The sequence below is a fragment of the Paenibacillus sp. FSL L8-0333 genome (assembly GCF_037965665.1).
Lineage (GTDB): Bacteria > Bacillota > Bacilli > Paenibacillales > Paenibacillaceae > Paenibacillus_AQ > Paenibacillus_AQ odorifer.
Genome location: NZ_CP150186.1, coordinates 1286699 through 1307482 on the forward strand (window position 1 = coordinate 1286699; position 20784 = coordinate 1307482).

Below are 20784 nucleotides of genomic sequence, written 5' to 3' on the forward strand. Positions count from 1 at the left end.
TTTAGTTAAGCGGTTACAAGGCCGCTAGACAACAATAGAAAAGGGGTTGTAAGCGTGCGCAATAAAAAATGGACAATATTGTTCTTAACGATGTGCCTCGTTCTTGTCACAGCTGGTTGTGGTCAAAAAGATAACAATGCAGGTGAATCTAAAGGTAGTGCAAATGGGGGAAGCGACAAAGTCACCGTTAACTTCATGCATTTATGGCCAGAAGGTGTTTCTGCCGGGCAAAATAAAATTGTTAATCAAATCATTAAAGAATATCAAACAGAGCATCCCAATGTTGTGATCAAGCAAGAGGTTCTGGACAACGAGCAATACAAAAATAAGCTGAAGGTATTGTCTGCTTCTAACGAATTGCCAGACGTTGGGGTAACTTGGGCCGCTGGCTTTTTACAGCCTTACGTTGAAGGAAATCTCTTCGCTCCTGTAGATGACTTGTTGAATGGTGAATTAAAAGACAAGTTCGTCGCAGGAACTACAGAAGCTTATGCTATTAACGATAAAACGTATGCGCTTCCACTTGAGTTTAACATCGCACCTATCTACTACAATAAAGCTATTTTTGAAAAATATAATCTTGAGGTCCCACAAACCTACGATCAGTTTAAGCAAGTTGTAAAAACACTATCTGAAGGGGGCATTGCACCGATTGCTCTCGGCAATAAGGATCGCTGGACAGGATCGCTTTGGTATATGTATCTGGCTGATCGGATCGCAGGCCAACAGGCACTTGCAGGTGCGATCAGTGGATCAGGCTCATTTATGGATGAAGGATTAGTAAAGGCGGCTTCTGAGGTTCAATCACTTGTTGACAGCAATGCATTTGTTAAGGGTTTCAACGGTTTATCAAATGAAGAGGCAAAATCAGAGTTCGTAAATGGCAAGGCAGCAATGTACATGATGGGATCATGGGATCTGCCAAATTTCACAACCAATGAAGAAATTCCACTGGAATTCCGTAATAGTGTTGGTTTCTTCAAATTCCCGACAGTTGAAGGCGGGAAGGGCGACATTAACAGCTGGGTAGGTGGACCAGGCGTAGGATTATTTGTTGCTGAGAACTCTGAGGTAAAAGAAGAAGCAAAATTATTCGTCGAGTATTTCGTATCCAAATGGGGAGAGCAATCCGTAACTGGAGCAGGCGTTATTCCAGCTACGAAGGTGGACACCGCCACACTGGATCTACCACAGCTGTACATCGATTTGTTTAACGAAATGAACAAGGCTAGCAGCATCACTTTATTCGCAGATGTTCAAATGCGTGCCAATGCAGCAGAAACGCATCTGAATATGATCCAGGCTCTTTTTGGCAAAGCGGTGACGCCAGAGAAGTATTCCGAGGAGCATGACGCAGCCATCTCCAAAGGCAACTAAAGCTTCGACAACTAGGTGAAGGGGACAATTAGCTTATCCGGCAGCGTGATGCCGGATAAGCCTTTCCTCAAACGGTTTATGAAGGAAAGGAGTCGGACACTTTGGATAAAGTGATGTCTAACAAAAAAATAATCGCGTTATACGTATTTCCCGCCTTGCTTCTCATTCTGGCTATTGTATATATTCCGATTGTTCTAACGGGTTATTACGGACTGAATAAATGGAATGGTATAGGCGCTCTGACTTTTATCGGATTTGATAACTATAAAGCTTTGCTAACAGACCAAACCTTCTGGAATAGTGCTTGGCACTCTCTGCAGTTAGCGTTGTTTTCTACCCTAAGTCTCATTATTTATTTGGCAATTGCTATGGTATTAGCCGCCCGGATCAAGGGAGCTAACTTGTTTCGCAAAATATATCTGATTCCGATGCTGCTATCGTCCGTTGCGATTGCGCAGCTTTGGCTAAGAATTTATCATCCGACGAACGGAATTGTGAACAGCTTATTAGTATCCATTGGTTTTGCTAATCCTCCTGCATGGCTTGCAGAGCCTACATTAGTTTTGTTTGCTTTATTTATTCCCATTCTGTGGCAATATGCTGGTTTCTATATTCTGATCTATTACGCAGCACTCAAGAATATCCCGACCTCTCTGGAAGAGGCAGCAAAGATTGACGGAGCCTCTGCCTTACAAATCGCTTGGAAAATTAAGCTTCCACTCGCAATGGAAGTCATCAAAGTTACGATTGTTCTAGCCGTTGTAGGTTCTCTGAAGTATTTTGACTTAATCTTTGTTATGACGGATGGAGGTCCTAATGGCTCTAGTGAAGTGATGGCGTCTTATATGTATCATCAGGCTTTTCGGGCTTATGATTTCGGCTACGGGAGTGCAATTGGATTCTTCCTGCTCGTCATCTGTCTCGTCATTACTTGGGTCATTCGCAAATTAACTGCTACGAAAGATTCGATCCAATACTCATAAGGAGGGGCGCTTCATGATGTCTGGAACTGCAGGAAGGCTAGAAATCGGGCCAAAGACAGGCGGCGCAGGTGCGGAGATCACACGTAAATTCGGCTACTCATTGCTATATATCGTGTTGATTGCCGTTGCTGCTCTGCAATTGTTTCCGCTTGTATGGCTGCTGTTTTTCTCATTAAAAAATAATCAGGAAGTGTTCAACCTTCCTGCTCTATCGTTGCCGATGAATCCTCACTGGGAGAATTACGCGAAGGTCTGGAATGTAGGGAACATCAACGTGTATTTCTTCAACAGCGTATGGATTACCATCGTGGCTACGGTGTTAACGGTTATCTTCGGGAGCTTGGTTACGTATGCAGTTACCAGGATGAAATGGAAGGGAAGCTCGTTCGTACTGGGTTTGTTTATGGTAGCGATGATGATTCCTGTTCACTCCACGCTTATTCCGTTATTTAGTATATTCAATAAGATTGGCTTAACGGATCACCCTTTGTCACTTATTTTGTCTTATGTCGCTTTTAACATGCCGATAACGATTATGATTTTGCTGGGTTTCTATTACGCACTGCCACGCGAAGTGGAAGAGGCCGCGGTTATTGATGGTTGTTCCGTGAACAGAATGTTTTTTAGAATTATACTTCCTATGACAAGCTCGGTGATCGCGACTACAGCCATTATTAATATGATCTATAACTGGAACGAATTTATTTTTGTAAACACATTTATTAGTTCTGATTCTTACAAGACGCTGACCGTGGGGGTGCAAAACTTCATTGGTCAATATACAACGGATTGGGGTGCGATCGGGGCAACGCTTATGATCAGTATTTTGCCTATCCTGATTACATTCCTGTTCCTCAGTAACCGTATCGTTGAGGGAATTGCGGCGGGTTCGGTTAAAGGGTAAGTAGAAAGAAGACCTGAATTTCTCAGCTCGAAAAGCTGAAGAGAATTCCGGTCTTTTTTTTTAATCCAATCTAGAATTTTGATTCAATCCTGAAAGCCTCGGGTTAATGGAGGCTATCAAAGATGAACATTCGAAAGGAGAGATTGCTGATGGAACCGGGCTATAAGGATAGAAGTGTTGAAGTGGAGCATAGGGAGGTACAACGGAAATCGGATTCCAGCGTTGTCGCATCTACCTTTATTAAATATGCTGCTTACATTATAATATTTTTTGGTTTTCTGTTCTTTTTGGTTAAATATGTATTTCCTAAGTTTTAATAAGAATTGATTCTTAAGGCGGAGTTTTATTGTTTCTCTGCGATGATCTTTTTTATTACTGCTATAGTTTCTGGTGCAGCATTCTCCAGCATAAACTCAATTGCAGCGAACTGCCGCATAACGTACCTGTGCTCAAGCTTCTCTAAAGGGTTGAAAAAGTCTTTCGGATAATCGATAATCTTCAGATCCCGCTCCGTGACCTGTCCTATGTATTCAAAGTTGTATTCGAATGTACCTTCTGAAATATATAAATCGACGACTTCTTCAATTCGCTTGCGATCAATATGATCCACGACAGTTAGATAATTAGGTGCACTCCAGTAGGCCCCATTTAGACAAGCACCACTTTGGATGTAGTCTTGTCGGATCGCTTCGATGTTCTTGAAGGTGTAGAAATCCGATGCCCAGCGGGAGCGGTCAGGGAATGTGACTATGACATAGAGATTATAATTGTCTTCTTCCTCAGTCCCACTTTCCGGAGACAGCTGTATATGTCTTGTTCTACTGATCATGATTATAAGTCCCCTTTCTTAACAAAAACGGATACCGTCTTCTTAAAAGACGATATCCGCTGCTTTAAAGATGTCCTAGATCTTAATCATCCGAGGCTATAACTTCATCTCATTACTCGATTCCGCAGAATTACGATAAAAGAACCAGCACTCATTCAGCAGCTTGATCTGACGGCGGTCTTTTTTGTAATAGGCTTTCATTAGCTGATGGCAGAGCCACTGTGGCAAGCGAATCCCTCCTCTAACAACTTACGTAAGTTAGAATATGGAGAAATAAGCCTAAAGGTGCGGATTACAGTAGGCTTTCTGCTTCCTCTTCGTACCACTGCTCCAATTGAGCCTGTAGCGCTCGGATCTCAGTAAGCAGGGAGATCAGTGGGTAGTTCTTCTGCTCTTGAACAGAGGCGAAGGCCTGTTCCAATCTATTGATATAATCCAGACCGGACTCCAGGGAGTAATCCTCACGTAACAGATCCAGCGAGTCACATTCGGCGATGGCTAAGGGCAGATCCGGAACATTATCGGCTGTCAGCTTATCGATTTCTTTGTTCAGGCGTAAATTGAGCGCACTTAGTTGGTACGCATATTCCTCAGGCATTTCCACGAATTGTAATTCTTGATTTTGCTGCAAAATTACATACCGCATTTTCGGCATTGTTCATTCTCCCTCCGTACTTGTCTTCCTTCTTGACAGTTTAGCCTATGCACAAGTTACAATTCAAGTAGAGATCTTATTTCCCGTGGAAAGGACTTGTGATAGAACGCTATGGAAACTATGAGCAACGAAGAGCTGCAGCTGTGGATTGAGCAGGTATCACGGGACAGCTTTGGCGTGCCGTTTAGACACAAGGCGAGCTTTAACAGCCGGTTGTCCTCAACGGGCGGCCGATATTTTACCAAAAGCCATAATATAGAGATTAATCCCCATCAGCTTGCCATGTTTGGCAGAGAAGAGACGGAGCGGATTATCAAGCATGAGCTCTGCCATTATCATTTGCATTTGGCTAAGCGAGGGTATATGCATCGTGACGCTGATTTCAAAAGCCTGCTGGCGCAAGTCGGCGGAAGCCGCTACTGTCAGACACTGCCGGGTGCAAAAGCTCGGAAGTCGCTGCCCTATCGATATAAGCTTGTATGCAGTGCCTGTGCCATGGAGTATCCGCGTAAGCGAAAAGTAGACCCTAAGCGTTATCGCTGCGGTAAATGTTCGGGCAAGTTGAAGTTATTTATTTTATAACCAAACCTAATAATCCGACAAAAGAAACAGCTTGCTGAGGCGAAATGATGCATCCTTCTAAATCTTTGATATCCACGATCAAGCCACTGAACTCGCAGTCACTAAGATCGATCCCATTAAGCTTTGATCCTGACAATGTGGCTTGATCCATATTACACTCGCTGAAGCTGATTTTTTGGAAATTTGACTGATAGTAGTCGGAACTCATTAATGAACTGCTCTCAAAAGCAACCTGCTTCAGATTAGCGAATCGAAACGTAGCAAAATCCCCGATACAATCTACTACACGAACATTTTGGAATCTGCCTCTTGTAAAGTCTGTGCCAATAAGCTTGCAGTTTCTAAATTCAGTTCGATGAATAATGCCATTCGTAAAATCCACATTAGATAGATCACAGCGATCAAAAATCACGTCCATAAGCTCGATCCCAGTTAGGGAGCACTCCGTAATCGTTACATTTTTAAAAATCACGCGATCAAAGCTGACCTTATTAGCCTCTTGATTATCAATAACCGTATCGCTGATGCTGCAACAGCTGAATTCGTCCTTGGTTTGCAGCGAATATATTTGCTCAGGAAGAAGAGAGTCTGGATCTGCTATTTTTGGCGAATCAATTTTGAAATTCATATGTACCTCCGTTTGTTTACTCTTTGCGGGTAGCTAAAACTAACTATCATCGCGTTAAACCGATTTGTCAATCTTCATGAAGGTTGTAGGGATTGGATATCCGTACAAATACACCTTTTTCTGGATAAAATCGCACATCGTTTTGTAAGCGTTCCCAAACTAATATGAAAAGGAAGTCCATATTAATTAGAGGGGGCACATGTATGAAACGAATCAGGTCCGCAATGGCGGGTCTGCTCGCGCTGCTGCTGATTTTTTCAAGCTTGCCTGTAATGGGAACCGGTAAAGGTTCCGTAGGAGCAGAAGGGGTTGGAGGAACAGGCGCTGAGCAAATTCCATCAGATACGGTACTCATCAAGAATAAGTGGAAAAACAACTTTTTATATGAGACATCCGCAGGAATCGTGCGTTATGGCATGACCAATCCAGCCGATACTTCAGCGCATTGGACGGTTGAGACGGTGAATGGGCTGTCACGAATCAAGAATGTGAAGACAGGCCATTACATTACAATGGATGGTAACAACGGCAAAGAGGATTCACTTAAGGCGGCAGAACGCCAAGGTTCAGGAAGTGTTGCGGATCAGTGGCTGATCGATACTTCCAATCGCAATGGATACATGATCATCCGAAGTGCGACTGTGCCAGAGGGGAAGTTGGTTATCCACGAGGAGAATCAGCTTGGTTATGCGCAAGTAAGCTCGGATATCAATGTTACGTTTGAGAGTCCGCAGTGGGCTTTTATAGATCCAAATGCAGCACCTGTACGGCTAGAGAGCCGTCTCCGCCCCGGTCAGGTAATGTATGAAAGTGAAGGGAACGTTCTTTACGGTAAACAGCCTGTCAGCAATGAAGCAGCACAGTGGTATCTTGAATCAGGGACGGATGACGGAACAGTAATGATTCGCAACCGTGCGACAGGCCATTATATTAAGCAAAATGAAGTGACCTGGGCTGGGGTTTTTTCGCAGGAAGTCGATATGGATCACGTGAAGCTAAGTGAGTGGACCCAAGAGCATGCACCAGGCCCTGATGGAACGGGCTTCATTACCCTTCGTAACAGTGGTTTAACTGAAGAGGGTAGTCCATTATGGCTAAATCCGCAATTCAGCGATGACAATAATGTGCGATCTAACAGCTGGCCGGGTTCAGCCTCTAATCCAAGTGCACAGTGGAGAATCGTGCCTATTTCCGAATTACAGCCTGTACGACTGGCAACTTATACGGATGCACAAGTGGCTACAGATTTTTTATATGAATCCGTAAACGGCGAGCTTAAGCATGGAATTATTGCGCCAGATGCCGCCAACACCTCTGACTATCTATGGTATATAGAGGATTATGACGGCAATAAGCGTATCCGTAATGCGGCAACCGATCATTATGTTTCTTATAGTGAAGGTACCGCCAAGGCCTTGCAGATTAGCGGAAGTCAGCCGTCGGATCAATGGATTTTTAATGATTCCGATGATTATGATGATTACCAGACGCTTCAGAATCTCGAAAGCACAGGCATTTATTTGTCTACATTGGGTGGAGAACAGGCTGGTGCGATTGGGGATGCGACTTCTTTGAGCGCTCAGTGGCAGCTTTTAGATCCTAACACACCGACTGACGGCACAATGCCATATTACCGGATTCAGAATGGCTGGAAGTCATTTTATTGGTATGAGAGTGTTGATGGTCTTTTAAAATATGGAAATATGCAAAAGGACGGCTCCGATCAATGGCTCGTGGAGAAATATAACGGCCGCAAGCTGTTCAAAAACAAGAAAACGGGCCATTACATGAACACGATGAACATGCCAAATGGCCACCTTCAGGTCACAGAGCTTCCAGACAGAAATCATGTGGAACGAGAATACATCTGGACAGGCAAAAATGTTGGGAACAACACCTACGTAATCAGTAGCGTTCTAGACAAGGAACTTAATAAAATCCCAGAGAAGTATATTTCACTTCAGAACCTCACTAAATATGCTGAGTACGGAGTGATCAATCCAGGTTGGGGCAGTCCGCAGTGGAGATTTGTACCGGTTACCGAGATAAAACAAGACTTGTTCCGTTTTCAGCTAGATGCTGTAAATGGAGAGGATCAATATCTTAAGGACGGTCCTTTGCTGACTTCTCCAGCTGCACTAGAGGAATTGCCAGAATCTAAGACGGTTACTGAAGCTGTCTATGCTGACCAGGACTCTGCTCACTCTAACCAAAATCTTGCACCTCTAGCAGCTGCCAACGAGGATGTAACAGTAGGCCAGGCTACTTATGGTCCACTTGATTTGAATGACGATTCCTTTGTCTGGCAGTTGCAAGAAATAGCCGGCAGCAATGGATCGGTGAAGATAAAAAATAAAGGCACTGGACGCTATCTCTCCCTTGAGCATATAGGTGGGGCTGTAGATGAGATTGATCCTAAAGTTAGCGTTCAGACTTTGCAAACAGTGTACGATGTATGGGCCAGCATTAAGTGGAAGGTTGATATGCAGGCGTCCGGTGTGACTACCATTATGAGCTCATGGGCTGGTCACTATATCTATGGTGCGCCGGATGATAACGGCAACCCAATTCTCCGAATCAGTAAAGCTGCAGATACAGCGGAAAAAAGCAGTGCACATTTTACTGCTGAAGCGGTTGAAGCGATTGCTCCGCCATTGCCTGATTACCCTGTAAGATTCAAGAATGCAAGCAGTGGAGAGTATTTATACGAAAATGAGCATGGGGTTGTTCTGTACGGGCAGCCGTCAGCAGACAATGGATTTTCGCACTGGAATGTATCTGTGCAGGAGGGTAAACAGACGATCACCAACCGGGCAACAGGTCATTTTTTAACGCTGAATGGTGATTATTCATATTTGGAGAGCAGTAGTACAGATCCTGCTGTAGACGGAGCATCCGCCTGGGAAGTGAGCTTGGCTTCCGATTATACACATTACACCATTCGTAGTCTCTTTGGAGAATACGACGATGAATTAATAAACATTGCCAATAAGACAGGATATGCTGAACGTGCGCTTTTGCTAGAAAGTGAGGGTACGGCACTATGGACACTTGAGGCGGCTCCACAGGAGTTTACTACTCCATCTGGAGAACTGCGCAATAACAATACAACAACTCCAGTTCAAAATGATACCAACATCATAACCATTGTACCGAAAGGCATGGCTGGTAAAGTATTGGCCGAAAAAGAGGGGGCTGTCCTATATGCAGATGCTTCCGATGTGGCGGCTCAATCCCAGTGGCTGGTGCAGGAGATAAACGGACGCAAACGAATTATGAATGTTCAGACACAACATTATCTTTCACTCAATGAATCGGGCCAAGTGGTCTTGTTAGCTGCTGGAGATACAGAAAGATCCCAATGGAAGCTGGAAGAGAAGTTAGGTTATGCTGTTCTGCTAAGTGCGAATGGAACAGGTCTTCTTTCTCACAGCGCATCGGCTGTTCAGCTTGGTTCTGCTGCAAATGGAACTGATAGTGAGCTCTGGAGCTTCTTACCTATCCCTGCTGATGCAATTTATGCAGGAGGAGAAGCATTCAAAGGGGAACGTGTTATACGGTTTGCAGTCAACGCCCAGCAGGCTGGGGAATACGATGCTGTTATTCGATACAAAAATACCGCTGCTGCCGCAACGGATCTGGCACTAGAGGTGAATGGATTAAACGAAGGGGGCAAGGTTAGTCTTGGCAAGTCTGCCTCTTGGAAGACTGTAGCGGTAAAACTGCAGCTTCGCGCAGGCATCAACACGGTTTCTCTAAGCAGTGACAACGTGGATTGGAGTAAAGTAACCCTTGATAGCCTGACCGTAAAAAACAGCGTAAACAAAACATACCGTGGAGCAACGGTTCCATATATCAGCTATGAAGCTGAGGATGCGGCAACAAACGGAACGTTGATTGGTTCGTCGCGGAAATATCTCAGCATGGCTTCCGAGGCTTCTGGACGACAAGCGGTGGCCTTAAAGAATACGGGAGATTATCTAGAGTTCAAGCTTGCAGAATCAGCTAACTCCATCGTTCTTCGATATTCTATTCCTGATAGTCCAGATGGGGCTGGTGCGGAAGAAACCTTGACTCTATATGTGGATGGAGTTAAGAAGCAGCTTAAGCTGACATCCAAATATGCTTGGGAATATGGCAGCTACCCATGGTCAAATGACCCTCGCCAAGGCAGTGGACACCGCTTCTTTGACGAAATCCATGCTCTGATCGGCGATGCTCCTGCCGGAGCAACTATTCGCTTAGAGAAGGGAACAGGAGACAACGCAGCTTCTTACGTCATTGACCTGGTGGATATGGAGCAGGTTGCCCCTGAGTTGGCTCGCCCGGACGGATTTATTTCCGTAACGGATTTTGGAGCGGGAGCGAATGATGAGGGAGATGATACCGCAGCCTTCAAGGCAGCCCTTGCCGAAGCGAATGCGACAGGTAAAGGTGTGTGGTTCCCGGCGGGTACCTTTAATGTCGGTGAGGGTCTGCTGGATCTGGATACCGCTGAAATACGTGGTTCCGGCATGTGGTATACAGTTCTGAATGGAGCTAAGTTTTATGGTCACGGCGGTAAGGTTGGTGTTTACGATCTGATGATTGAAGGCGGCATTAACGAACGGGATGATGAAGCGATCACCAACGCTTTCCATGGTGCTTTTGGCCAAGGTTCGATTATACAGAACGTTTGGATAGAACATACCAAAGCAGGCTTGTGGTTAACTCAGCCGATGGGTGAAAAGGCGCGTACGAATGGTCTGTACATGGCAGGTCTGCGGATCCGCAATCTTATGGCAGACGGAATTAACTTTGCCGTAGGGACTGGCAACAGCATGATGGAACAAAGTGACATCCGCTATCCAGGGGATGATGGAATCGCAATGTGGTCGTTTACTGACGGCAAGTTGACGGATGTGAATGGTACGGAACGTACACCGAGCTATAACAACACGGCACGTTTTAATACGGTATCCTTGCCTTGGTTAGCGGATAACATTGTAATCTTTGGGGGGAAAGATAACAAAGTCCAGGACAACGTGGTAAAAGACACTGTGACTAATGGAGCCGGGATTGCAGTCTCTACCCGTTTCACCGCCGAGCCCTTCCAAGGAACAACGGTTGTGGAGCGAAATACCTTGCTTAGAACTGGCAGTTACGATTCCGGTTACGGCGTGAATCTGGGTGCGTTATGGCTTTATGCTGGTGAGAGTGATCTGAAAGGAAAAGTACTCATTCGCAACAATACGGCACTGGACAGCACTTATTCGGGGTTGATTGCTCAAGGTGATCTAGAGGGAGATACTCTCACTTCCATTGATGGAGTTGTGCTGACGAATAATGTATTGGATGGCGCAGGTACAAGCGGTATAGAAGTTACGAAAAATCTGAAAGGGAGTCTGTTGGTCGACAACATGATTATTCGTGGTGAACGGATGAACCTACTGACCAATGCCTCTCCTGACTTAAGCATTAAAGAACAAAATCAAGGAATAGCCTCAGCCATTAAACCGTTCTCTATCAAACTAGCAGATGGACAGAGCGGGCCTGTGATATTAGAGCAGGGTAAGTCAGCTACGCTTAAGGTACTAGATAAAGAAGGCAGAGATCTTACCGCACAAGCTACTCTAAATATTATGAGCAGTGAGATTGCTACATTTACCAACGACAGTCTTAATGGAATTCAAGCGGGAATCACAGACTTCACGGTAACTGTGGGCAACGAGAAGAGGGGATATACAATTGAGGTGCTATCACCTGGCGGGACAGATCCTGTAGATCCGATCGATCCTGTGGACCCAACAAGTACTCCTAGTCCGACGAGTACTCCAGAACCAACAAGTACTCCTGGTCCAACAGACCCTACAGGGTCAGTGAACCCTGTTCAACCCGGCACACCGACGGCTACACCAGCACCTACGCCAGCAGCTAATCATGATGTGCAGCTAAAAGCTAAGGCGACTGCAGGGCAGGCTGTTATCGAGATTTCAGCTAACGGTGACGGCACAGCCCGGTTTAGTGCAGATGCTTTACGTAAGGCGGCGGCACTTAGCCCCAAAGCTGTGCTTGTTATTGAAAGTGGGGGGATGAGCTACCGCTTCCCGTTAGAGCTTGTGGAGAGTGTGCTCAAAGCCGCACAAATGCCGGCAGGCACACTGGAGTTCAATGTAAATTCGCTAAGCGGAAAAGGATTGGAACAACTGCTTGCCAAAGCTAAGCAGCAAGGCTTTACTGTGCAAGGAACACCGGCTAATTTCACTCTAAAGGTAACGGATGGAAAAACCTCTGTAGCAGCAAGCGGGTTCGGTACCACTTATGTAGATCGTACATTTATGCTTAAGGAGGCGCTGGATGCGAAGACAGGTGTAGTCCTTATTTACGATGAACAGACGGGTTCCTTCCGTTATGTACCTGCATTGTATGAGCTCGTTAATGGGATGACCAAGGTTACGGTTAAGAGCAGTATTGCGAGCGGTGTATTTGTCGCTGCGCTGCACCCTGTGACTTTTGGAGATATTTCCACACATTGGGCGAGAAATGAGATTGAGAGACTTGCCAGCCGACTGATCTTGACCGGACAATCCACAGATACCTTTGCACCTCAGAAATCTGTCAGTCGTGCCGAGTTCGCAGCTATGCTGATTCGATCGTTAGGTCTTGTAGCTGCGAATACGACGAAGACCTTCAGTGATGTGTCCGATTTATCTTGGTATGCAGCGGACGCCAGAGCTGCTGCAGCCTTAGGACTGGTTCAAGGCTATGAGGATGGAACCTTCCGTCCGAACGTCCCTATTACACGGGAGCAAATGGCTGTTATGGCAGCCAGAGCAATGAAGCTGCTGAATCTAGAAGCTGAAGGATCTAGAGCAATCGTTGCTACAGATGTTTTCAGAGACGCTTCAACTATTTCCTCATGGGCTAAAGAAGCAGTGTCTGACCTGGCTGCAAAAGGCATTATGAAAGGTCAACCATCAGGCAGCTTTGCACCTAGCAGTGATACTAGCCGTGCAGAAGCCGCCGTAATTCTTGTACGGTTGCTTAGAGCAGCTGAATTATTGAATTAGCTACCGTAGTAGAAGCTACAATATGGCATAAGTAAAAGGACAGCAGAGCAACGATCCTCCGGTTATTGGAGGATCGCTGCTCTGCGTTTTTGACGATGGCTGGCCTGCTATAAAAGCTTATGAGCAAGCGAAAGCTCATTGACTTTGAGTAACCCAATCACTTGCATAAACACCAACACCAACATCGCCGAGCTATCATTGGCTGAGGCTTGCGGACCCCAATGACGCTATTGGCAAGTTTTTAGCCTTTTGGGCAGGGTTTCGGACTCAAGTGATGCTATTCGTTCGAAAGAGGCTCATATTTGGTGTTTTTCGTGCCAATAGAGGCAATGGGGTCCGATAGTATGCCAAATATGCGATTATGCTGAGTATAAGGTCAACTGGGTCCGATAGTAGCTTCATATCCGATTCCGATACAGACTTATTTCAGTTTTCCCATCGATAGATTGACTCTGTAATTTCCGAACTTCAGCAGTTCGTCGAGAAAGCTATTCAACTCCTTTTGGCTTCCGGTACGAACACGTATCCAGTAGCAGCCTTCTCCGCTGACCCTATGTATTTCTTTTACACTATCATGCTGCTTTGCGAATGTCTGAAAGGCTGGGTGAACCGTATTCGAACCCAAAAAAACAGTAATAAAGGCATGAATAGTCTCCCCAACCTTATCCGGATTCCAGCGGACCGTGTAGCCTTCAATCACTCCGGTGTCCTGCATTTTGCGAATACGTGCGCCCACAGCCTGACCGGTCATATGCACTTGCTGCCCAATATCTTTGTGACTGATCGTGGAATCTTCAATTAGAAGCTGCAGGATGCGAAAATCCACATCATCTATAAAATAAGAACTCATTATTATCTAAAATCCTTTCTGCGTGAAAGTAGAACAGGCCAATCTTTTTCCAATCTCAATGTATTCTGTTTCAAGGTCCAACTATAATTAATTGTAGCAGAAGATATCTGAAAGAAAGAAGGGCTTCCGATGAAAATACAGCATATTCGCAACGCGACCCTATGGCTAGAGTATGGTGGCAGTACATTTTTAATTGATCCTATGTTGAGTGAACAGGGTGCTAATCCACCTATTTTTAATACTGACAATGATCGCCGCAATCCGCTCGTTCCTTTGCCGGGAGCCGTAGAACAATGGCTGAGTCCTAATGCAATTCTTGTCACACATCTACATCAGGATCATTGGGATGCCGCTGCTATTTCTTTGTTGCCGCATGATCTACCACTATTATGTCAGGAAGGAGATGGAGATAAATTAGCGAAGCAGGGGTTTGAGCATACCACGGAAATTAGCGGTTCACTGACGTTTAATGGAATAACTATAACACGTACTGATGGACGGCATGGCACTGGAGTGACTGGTAAACTTATGGGTAAGGTATCCGGGTTTGTGTTTCAGGCGGAAGGCGAACCTGTTCTATATGTGGCTGGGGATACGATTTGGTGTGATAAGGTGAGAATGGCATTGGAGGTTTTTAAACCTGAGGTGACCGTTGTGAATGCTGGTGGTGCGCAGTTTTTAAGCGGATGCCATATTACAATGAATGAGCAGGATGTCGTAGACCTATGTGAATATGCTCCTTCTACTAAAGTGATTGCTGTGCACATGGACGCCATTAACCATTGTTTGGTTACCCGAGATAAGCTAAAAGCTCATTTAGAGAAGGAATCGTTGGGGGATCGGGTACAGCTTCCGCAGGATGGAGAATGGTGTAATCTATAGACGGAGAGGGATGGAAATCTCTTTAAAAAATCTAGCAAGCGGCCGAATAATAGCATAAATTTGAAAACGATCACAAAAATTATTTTGCCCGCTTGACTAGACCTTGAAATCATGATAAATTAATTCATGTTCACTTGTAATGTTCCCTGATAGCTCAGTTGGTAGAGCACTCGACTGTTAATCGAGTTGTCACAGGTTCGAGTCCTGTTCGGGGAGCCATTTTCATGGAGAGATACCCAAGTGGCTATAAGGGGACCCTCTGCTAAGGGGTTAGACTGCGTAAGCGGTGCGTGGGTTCGAATCCCACTCTCTCCGTTCTGAATTACATAAGAAGAGCTTCCATTCTGGGAGCTCTTTTTTGTTGTGTGTGAATTTATTTTTCGGTTGCTATATGCGATTCTGAGAAACGGTGTATTCAATATTTTGGAAGGGGAATGGTGTGGAGGGATCGAATGTTTAATTGATAAGTGTGAAGAGTTTAAAGGAGGGAGCATGAAAACAATAAATCAAATACAAACAAAACCGTCAAGCCGATATGATAGTTTTGATCCGGATCAAGAGGGGAATAAAAATACTATTTTTGCCGACGTAATAATTGATGGTAGATCTCTTTACCAAATGTTAAAAAAATATGATAGGGTTCCTTCCCTCGGGTGGGGTAGTGAAGAGCATCAAAGGAAAATGATTAATTATTTTTTGTTAAACGAAATGCATGAATATTTGTACTACAGGTACCCAATATTAGTCTGTCCCTGGTGTGGCGATGAAGAGTGTGGCTTTATATCCGTATTTATTGAGAAAGAAGAGGATCTTATCATATGGAGAGATTTCAAATTAGAATCCGGTAATAAGACTATTGATATAGGCCCTTTTTGCTTTAAATGGGATGAATACGAAAAAGTTATTAAAGAGACATTTGGAACTGCGGGGATTCAATAAAGTAAACCTGAAAACCCATGGAAGAGATGTGCTCAAATAATTTATATGGGAAAGATCTATGAGTAAATCCAATAACTACATGGTCAAAGGAGTGGAATCAACATGGAACTGTTTAAGCAAATCCCCTTGTACAGATTTTTGGCATTATGCAATGAAAGTGGTATGGAAAAAAACATATTAGACTGCGGAGCGGGAGGGGATTCACCTCCACTAAGTTTGTTTGCGAACTATGGATACAGTACAAACGGAATTGAGATGAATGACGAACAAATTAAAAGAGCTAATCAGTTCGCAACTGAAAGGGGACAGAATCTAAATATACAACAAGGCGACATGAGACAGTTGGCGCTAAGTGATGAGTCGATGAGTTTTGTGTATTCATATAACTCTATTTTTCATATGAGAAAACAAGATGTGGAAAAAGCGATAAATGAAATGAAACGCGTTCTAAAACCTAATGGATTATTATTTGTGAATTTTTTAACCCTAAAGGATTTTAGAGTCGGCGATGGAGTTGATTTGGGGGATAATCAGTTTGAACAAATGGAAGACGATGAATTCGTAATACACTCATATTATGATTATCATGAGGCGGATTCTATGTTTGATGATTTGCAGTTATTATACAAAGAAGATCGAGTACTGGAAAGAAAGTTTGAAGGCGAATGGATACGACAAGGATTTATCGATTACATATATAAAAAATAGCTGGATGCTGAAGAACATATTAGTAGCTCCGAAAAAACTAGATATCTGCGAACAATACGTTCACGCTGTGGACCACGAGGTGTTGGTTCGATAGAAGGTAAAGGTTTGAAGAAGAGTTAGCCAGGTGGACAACCCCACGAGTCTAGTGCAAACTACTGTTTCCTAGGGTGATTTAAGCCGCTTGAATGTCAATCAGCACTTGATGCTTGTTCGCAACCATTATACTTCGGGGGGGATTTCAGATGGATGTAATTATAAATAACTCAATGATTCAGTTGATTCAAGGAGATATAACTAAATTAGATGTTGATGCTATCGTCAATGCAGCAAACACAAGCTTGATGGGTGGAGGCGGAGTAGATGGAGCTATCCATAGAGCTGGTGGAAAAGCGATATTAGAGGATTGCATGAAAATTCGTAACCAAAGGGGAGGTTGTGAGGTTGGAGAAGCGGTAATAACAACAGGAGGAAATCTGAAATGTGAATTTGTTATTCATACCGTTGGTCCTGTTTGGAATAGTGGAAAGAATAACGAAGAAGAGAAGTTAAGGAATTGCTATAAAAATTTATTAATATTAGCTGAATCTAATGAAGTAACAAGTATTGCGATACCTAATATAAGTACAGGAATATATAATTTTCCGAAAGATCTTGCTTGTAGCATAGCTATAGATGAAGTTTCAAAATATATTATAAATAATAAGTCGGAAATAAATAAGGTTATTTTTATATGTTTCGATGAAGCGAACTATGAACTATATAGGAATGAATTAAAGAGATTTTGTTAGAATTTTGATGTTTACCAGAAAAGGAGATGTGCCAATGAATAACAGATCAGATTTGCTAAATCAGTTTAAGGAATGGAATGGATTTGTTCTAGAAATTATTGATTTAGATTGGAAAACACCCATCGCTGAAGGAAAATGGACCATTCATGATGTTGTTAGTCATATTTTGTTATGGGATAAATACTTCTATGAATCGACGATCGAACCGATAGCATGCGATAAAGCGATAACACTTCAACTTATTGATTTCGATCAATTCAATAATGATGCTGTTATATATGGTAAGACAAAAACCAAAGACGAATTAATAGAATTGACTGTGAAGTATCGTAACTTAATATTAGATTGTATAAGTAGTCTTGAGGAGGGAAAATACTCAGGCAAATATGTGGACGGAAGGTTTTCCTTTGAGTCCTATTTAAAGGATTTTATATCGCATGACCTACATCATATGATGCAGATTAAAGAATTAAAAAAGAAAATGATGAGTAATTGACTCGTGACGGAAGTGCAAAGAATGGAACTGACCACCCTAATTAGCTTTCTCTCACTCGATTATTGTGTGGGACAGAGCTTTTTTTTGCGCAAAAATAGAGATACAACTTGACCAGGAACTCATAATAAACTCGAAAAACACATATCCAAAGAGACAAATGTTATATTATTTATCATTAAATGCAATCTGTAGGTAAAATCAAAGACTCCCCCTCTGAAAATCAAACTTTAAAAATCTCCATAATTCTCCTGTTTTCTTCTCTTTACCCACTTTCTATCTATATACGTCCCAAAGGATTAACTCAAAATGTTATGTAATATAACATAAAATATTGAATATTATAGTAAAAACCACAAATTTTACTGACGAATGTATAGTGCTGTGTTAATATAAGTGACATAAAATAATGAAAATGAATGTAAGCTAAAGAAAGGTGTTTTTAAAAATAAATATGGGGATTGGGGGACGGCGATGGAGTATTTCATTCAACAGTTAATTAACGGGATTTCTGTAGGGAGCATCTATGCTCTGATCGCACTTGGGTACACCATGGTTTACGGGATTATTAAATTGATCAATTTCGCCCATGGGGATGTGTTTATGGTTGGGTCGTTTATTGGATTGTTCAGTGCCAGGTACTTGGCTTCAGCAGGGCTTCCTCCGATACTGGTCTTACTTATCTCATTGGTGATCTCTATGACAATCAGTGCGTTGCTGGGGATGTCAATCGAACGGCTAGCATACAAACCTCTACGAAAAGCTTCGCGAATCGCTGTGTTGATTACTGCAATTGGCGTTTCTTTTTTACTGGAATACAGCGGAGTGTTTGTGCTTGGTCCTCAGGCTAAAGGATTTCCGGAGATTCTTAATAAGCAGCAATACAACTTGTTTGGTTCCTCGATTCAGGTGGACTCCAATCAAATCATGATCTTGGGGACGACGGTTATTTTGATGATCATCCTTCAGTATATTGTGCACCGAACAAAGATTGGTAAAGCGATGCGGGCCGTTTCCTTTGATATGGAAGCAGCACGGTTGATGGGGATTAATGTAGATCGGACCATTTCAGCCACCTTCGCGATAGGATCTGCACTTGCGGCAGCAGCAGGCGTTATTTTCGGAATGACTTACAATTCAGTGGATCCGATGATGGGGGTACTTCCGGGGCTTAAAGCTTTTGTGGCTGCGGTTTTAGGTGGCATTGGCAGTATTCCTGGTGCTCTGGTAGGGGGACTTCTGCTGGGCACAGTCGAGACAGAGGTTTCTTCTCTGGGATACTCTTCGTGGCGTGATGGTGTGGCATTTGCTGTACTCATCCTAATCCTTATCTTTAAACCATCCGGGCTATTTGGTAAAAATGTCCGCGAGAAAGTGTAGGGTGATGCCGTATGAAGAAGATAAACAAGTCATTTTGGATAGGCATTGTCTTTTCTATCATGCTATATATCGTCATTCAAGTTCTTCTAACAACGGGAATATTTGATGATGTCATGGAGTCTACGCTAATTCTAATTTGTATAAATGTCATGCTGGCGGTGTCTTTGAATCTGATTAATGGGATAACGGGACAATTCTCAATCGGGCATGCTGGATTTATGTCCATTGGTGCTTATGTTTCTTCCATTTTAACTTTGAACTTTGATATGCCATTCGTGCTGGCGCTAGTGATCTCTGGACTGGTTGCTGCATTTTTCGGTGTGCTTATCGGGATTCCGACCTTGCGGCTGAATGGAGACTATCTGGCGATTGCTACGCTGGGATTTGGTGAGATTATCCGGATTGTCCTGCTCAATACAGAATATGTGGGCGGAGCTTCAGGCCTAAGCGGCATCCCTAATCAAACGACTTGGACGATTATGTTTCTATTCACATTGGTCACGATTGTTGTGATCAATAACTTTATACGTTCCACTCACGGCCGGGCTTGTATAGCGATTCGTGAGAATGAAATTGCTGCTGAAGCGATGGGGATTAATACAACTTTGTACAAAGTCATTGCTTTTTCACTTGGAGCATTATTTGCGGGGATAGCTGGTGGTCTCTCTGCTCATAAGTTCTACGTCATCAATCCTGGAAGCTTTAATTTTCTAAAATCATTCGAAATTCTAGTCATGGTTGTGTTAGGTGGACTAGGAAGTACAAGCGGGGCCATCGTGGGTGCGATTGTACTGACGGTGCTCTTCACGGTGCTTCAGGAATATCCGGAGCTGCGGATGATTATTTACTCGGCGATTCTAATTCTGATGATGATTTTTCGGCCTAAGGGGCTGCTTGGCAGCACGGGTTTTTCTTTCTTGAAATGGTCTAAAAAGGAGGTCAAACCAAGTGACAGCATCAACAGTGGAAGTGCTTCTTGATGTTCAACAAGCAAGTCGTGCATTTGGCGGGCTTAAGGCGCTTAACGAGGTATCCCTCCATATTAATAAAGGCGAGTTGATTGGGCTCATCGGACCTAATGGCGCAGGAAAAACAACCCTTTTTAACTTGCTGACAGGTGTATACCCGCCTTCCAGTGGCGATATTATCCTCAGTAATCAGGCAGTAGGCGGGATGAAGCCTTATCGGATTAACCGAAAAGGGGCAGCACGGACATTTCAGAATATCCGTCTATTTACTTCTATGACGGTGCTGGATAACGTTAAGATCGCATTTCACCAGCATGCCAGACATTCGATGTTCACTTCCATGCTCCGCCTGCCTAAGCATTTTGCAGAAGAAAACGAAATTACGCAAAAGGCTATGGATATTCTCAAAATATTTAATCTTGCCGATCAATGTGATGAATGTGCCGGGAATCTTAGCTACGGAAATCAAAGGCGTTTGGAAATTGCGCGCGCGCTTGCAGCAGGACCTAAGCTTTTGCTATTGGATGAACCAGCCGCAGGGATGAACCCGAATGAAACTCGGGATCTAATGAATCTTATTGCCTGGATCCGTGAAGAGTTTGAGCTGACGATCCTGCTTATCGAGCACGATATGTCCCTGGTTATGGGGGTGTGTGACCGGATTTATGTGCTGGATCGCGGAATGTTGATTGCTGAAGGTACGCCCGTTGAAATACGGAATCATCCCAAAGTCATAGAAGCCTATTTGGGACAGGAGGCGTAGTGGACC

Annotated in this window: 19 protein-coding genes and 2 tRNA genes; 16 read left to right on the plus strand and 5 right to left on the minus strand. The window is 43.7% G+C overall.

Features of this window, described 5'->3' with window-relative positions; all coding sequences use genetic code 11:
* Positions 1-54 precede the first annotated feature (54 nt).
* The 4 genes from NYE72_RS05555 (at position 55) to NYE72_RS05570 (ending at position 3581) form a co-directional block, all read left to right on the plus strand.
* Positions 55-1377, plus strand: a complete 1323-nt coding sequence (locus NYE72_RS05555; protein ID WP_076100035.1) for an extracellular solute-binding protein — start codon at positions 55-57, stop codon at positions 1375-1377.
* A gap of 101 nt (positions 1378-1478) precedes the next feature.
* Entirely contained in the window at positions 1479-2360 is an 882-nt protein-coding gene (locus tag NYE72_RS05560) for a sugar ABC transporter permease (RefSeq protein ID WP_036686803.1), read from the plus strand.
* Between the two features lie 13 nt (positions 2361-2373).
* Positions 2374-3264: a carbohydrate ABC transporter permease gene (locus NYE72_RS05565; RefSeq protein ID WP_036686804.1), complete on the plus strand. Its 891-nt coding sequence runs from the start codon at positions 2374-2376 to the stop codon at positions 3262-3264.
* 122 nt (positions 3265-3386) lie between these two features.
* Positions 3387-3581, plus strand: coding sequence for a hypothetical protein (locus NYE72_RS05570; RefSeq protein WP_036686806.1), 195 nt, complete (start codon positions 3387-3389; stop codon positions 3579-3581).
* Positions 3582-3607: 26 nt separating this feature from the next.
* On the opposite strand, the gene NYE72_RS05575 is transcribed toward NYE72_RS05570, so the two are convergent.
* The 3 genes from NYE72_RS05575 to NYE72_RS05585 form a co-directional block, all read right to left on the minus strand.
* On the minus strand, positions 3608-4093 hold the full coding sequence (locus tag NYE72_RS05575; RefSeq protein WP_076100033.1) for a hypothetical protein: 486 nt from the start codon (positions 4091-4093) through the stop codon (positions 3608-3610).
* Between the two features lie 96 nt (positions 4094-4189).
* The gene (cmpA, locus tag NYE72_RS05580; RefSeq protein WP_094903512.1) at positions 4190-4321 is read right to left on the minus strand and encodes a cortex morphogenetic protein CmpA; all 132 of its coding nucleotides are present in this window, start codon (positions 4319-4321) and stop codon (positions 4190-4192) included.
* Between the two features lie 64 nt (positions 4322-4385).
* Complete coding sequence (locus tag NYE72_RS05585) at positions 4386-4748, minus strand: hypothetical protein (protein WP_036686808.1); 363 nt, start codon at positions 4746-4748, stop codon at positions 4386-4388.
* 120 nt (positions 4749-4868) lie between these two features.
* Here NYE72_RS05585 and NYE72_RS05590 point away from each other — a divergent pair, with 120 nt between their 5' ends.
* Positions 4869-5330 (plus strand): SprT family protein, encoded by a 462-nt coding sequence (locus NYE72_RS05590; protein ID WP_080742673.1) that lies wholly within the window; start codon positions 4869-4871, stop codon positions 5328-5330.
* Here the strand turns inward: NYE72_RS05590 and NYE72_RS05595 are convergent.
* Entirely contained in the window at positions 5320-5958 is a 639-nt protein-coding gene (locus NYE72_RS05595; protein WP_036686811.1) for a pentapeptide repeat-containing protein, read from the minus strand. The genes NYE72_RS05590 and NYE72_RS05595 overlap by 11 nt on opposite strands.
* 203 nt (positions 5959-6161) lie before the next feature.
* Here NYE72_RS05595 and NYE72_RS05600 point away from each other — a divergent pair, with 203 nt between their 5' ends.
* Entirely contained in the window at positions 6162-13007 is a 6846-nt protein-coding gene (locus NYE72_RS05600) for an S-layer homology domain-containing protein (protein WP_339211449.1), read from the plus strand.
* A gap of 421 nt (positions 13008-13428) precedes the next feature.
* Here NYE72_RS05600 and NYE72_RS05605 read toward each other — a convergent pair whose 3' ends face one another.
* The gene (locus tag NYE72_RS05605; RefSeq protein WP_038569079.1) at positions 13429-13857 is read right to left on the minus strand and encodes an Lrp/AsnC family transcriptional regulator; all 429 of its coding nucleotides are present in this window, start codon (positions 13855-13857) and stop codon (positions 13429-13431) included.
* A 129-nt stretch (positions 13858-13986) separates the two neighbouring features.
* Between NYE72_RS05605 and NYE72_RS05610 the strand changes: the two genes are divergently transcribed.
* The 10 genes from NYE72_RS05610 to NYE72_RS05655 all read left to right on the plus strand — a co-directional run bounded on the left by NYE72_RS05610 (position 13987) and on the right by NYE72_RS05655 (position 20778).
* On the plus strand, positions 13987-14739 hold the full coding sequence (locus tag NYE72_RS05610) for an MBL fold metallo-hydrolase (RefSeq protein WP_038569081.1): 753 nt from the start codon (positions 13987-13989) through the stop codon (positions 14737-14739).
* 143 nt (positions 14740-14882) lie between these two features.
* A tRNA-Asn gene (locus tag NYE72_RS05615) sits at positions 14883-14958 on the plus strand.
* Positions 14959-14965: 7 nt separating this feature from the next.
* Positions 14966-15054, plus strand: a tRNA-Ser gene (locus NYE72_RS05620).
* Between the two features lie 177 nt (positions 15055-15231).
* Positions 15232-15678, plus strand: a complete 447-nt coding sequence (locus NYE72_RS05625; RefSeq protein ID WP_038574166.1) for a hypothetical protein — start codon at positions 15232-15234, stop codon at positions 15676-15678.
* A 102-nt stretch (positions 15679-15780) separates the two neighbouring features.
* On the plus strand, positions 15781-16386 hold the full coding sequence (locus NYE72_RS05630; RefSeq protein ID WP_038569083.1) for a class I SAM-dependent methyltransferase: 606 nt from the start codon (positions 15781-15783) through the stop codon (positions 16384-16386).
* A 242-nt stretch (positions 16387-16628) separates the two neighbouring features.
* Positions 16629-17174 (plus strand): O-acetyl-ADP-ribose deacetylase, encoded by a 546-nt coding sequence (locus NYE72_RS05635; RefSeq protein ID WP_212592233.1) that lies wholly within the window; start codon positions 16629-16631, stop codon positions 17172-17174.
* 34 nt (positions 17175-17208) lie between these two features.
* On the plus strand, positions 17209-17670 hold the full coding sequence (locus NYE72_RS05640; RefSeq protein ID WP_038569085.1) for a DinB family protein: 462 nt from the start codon (positions 17209-17211) through the stop codon (positions 17668-17670).
* A gap of 471 nt (positions 17671-18141) precedes the next feature.
* Positions 18142-19047, plus strand: a complete 906-nt coding sequence (locus NYE72_RS05645) for a branched-chain amino acid ABC transporter permease (RefSeq protein ID WP_038569087.1) — start codon at positions 18142-18144, stop codon at positions 19045-19047.
* Between the two features lie 11 nt (positions 19048-19058).
* Entirely contained in the window at positions 19059-20027 is a 969-nt protein-coding gene (locus NYE72_RS05650; protein WP_036681661.1) for a branched-chain amino acid ABC transporter permease, read from the plus strand.
* Positions 19996-20778: an ABC transporter ATP-binding protein gene (locus tag NYE72_RS05655; RefSeq protein WP_076106951.1), complete on the plus strand. Its 783-nt coding sequence runs from the start codon at positions 19996-19998 to the stop codon at positions 20776-20778. Before NYE72_RS05650 ends, NYE72_RS05655 begins: the two co-directional genes overlap by 32 nt.
* The last annotated feature ends 6 nt before the right edge of the window (positions 20779-20784 follow it).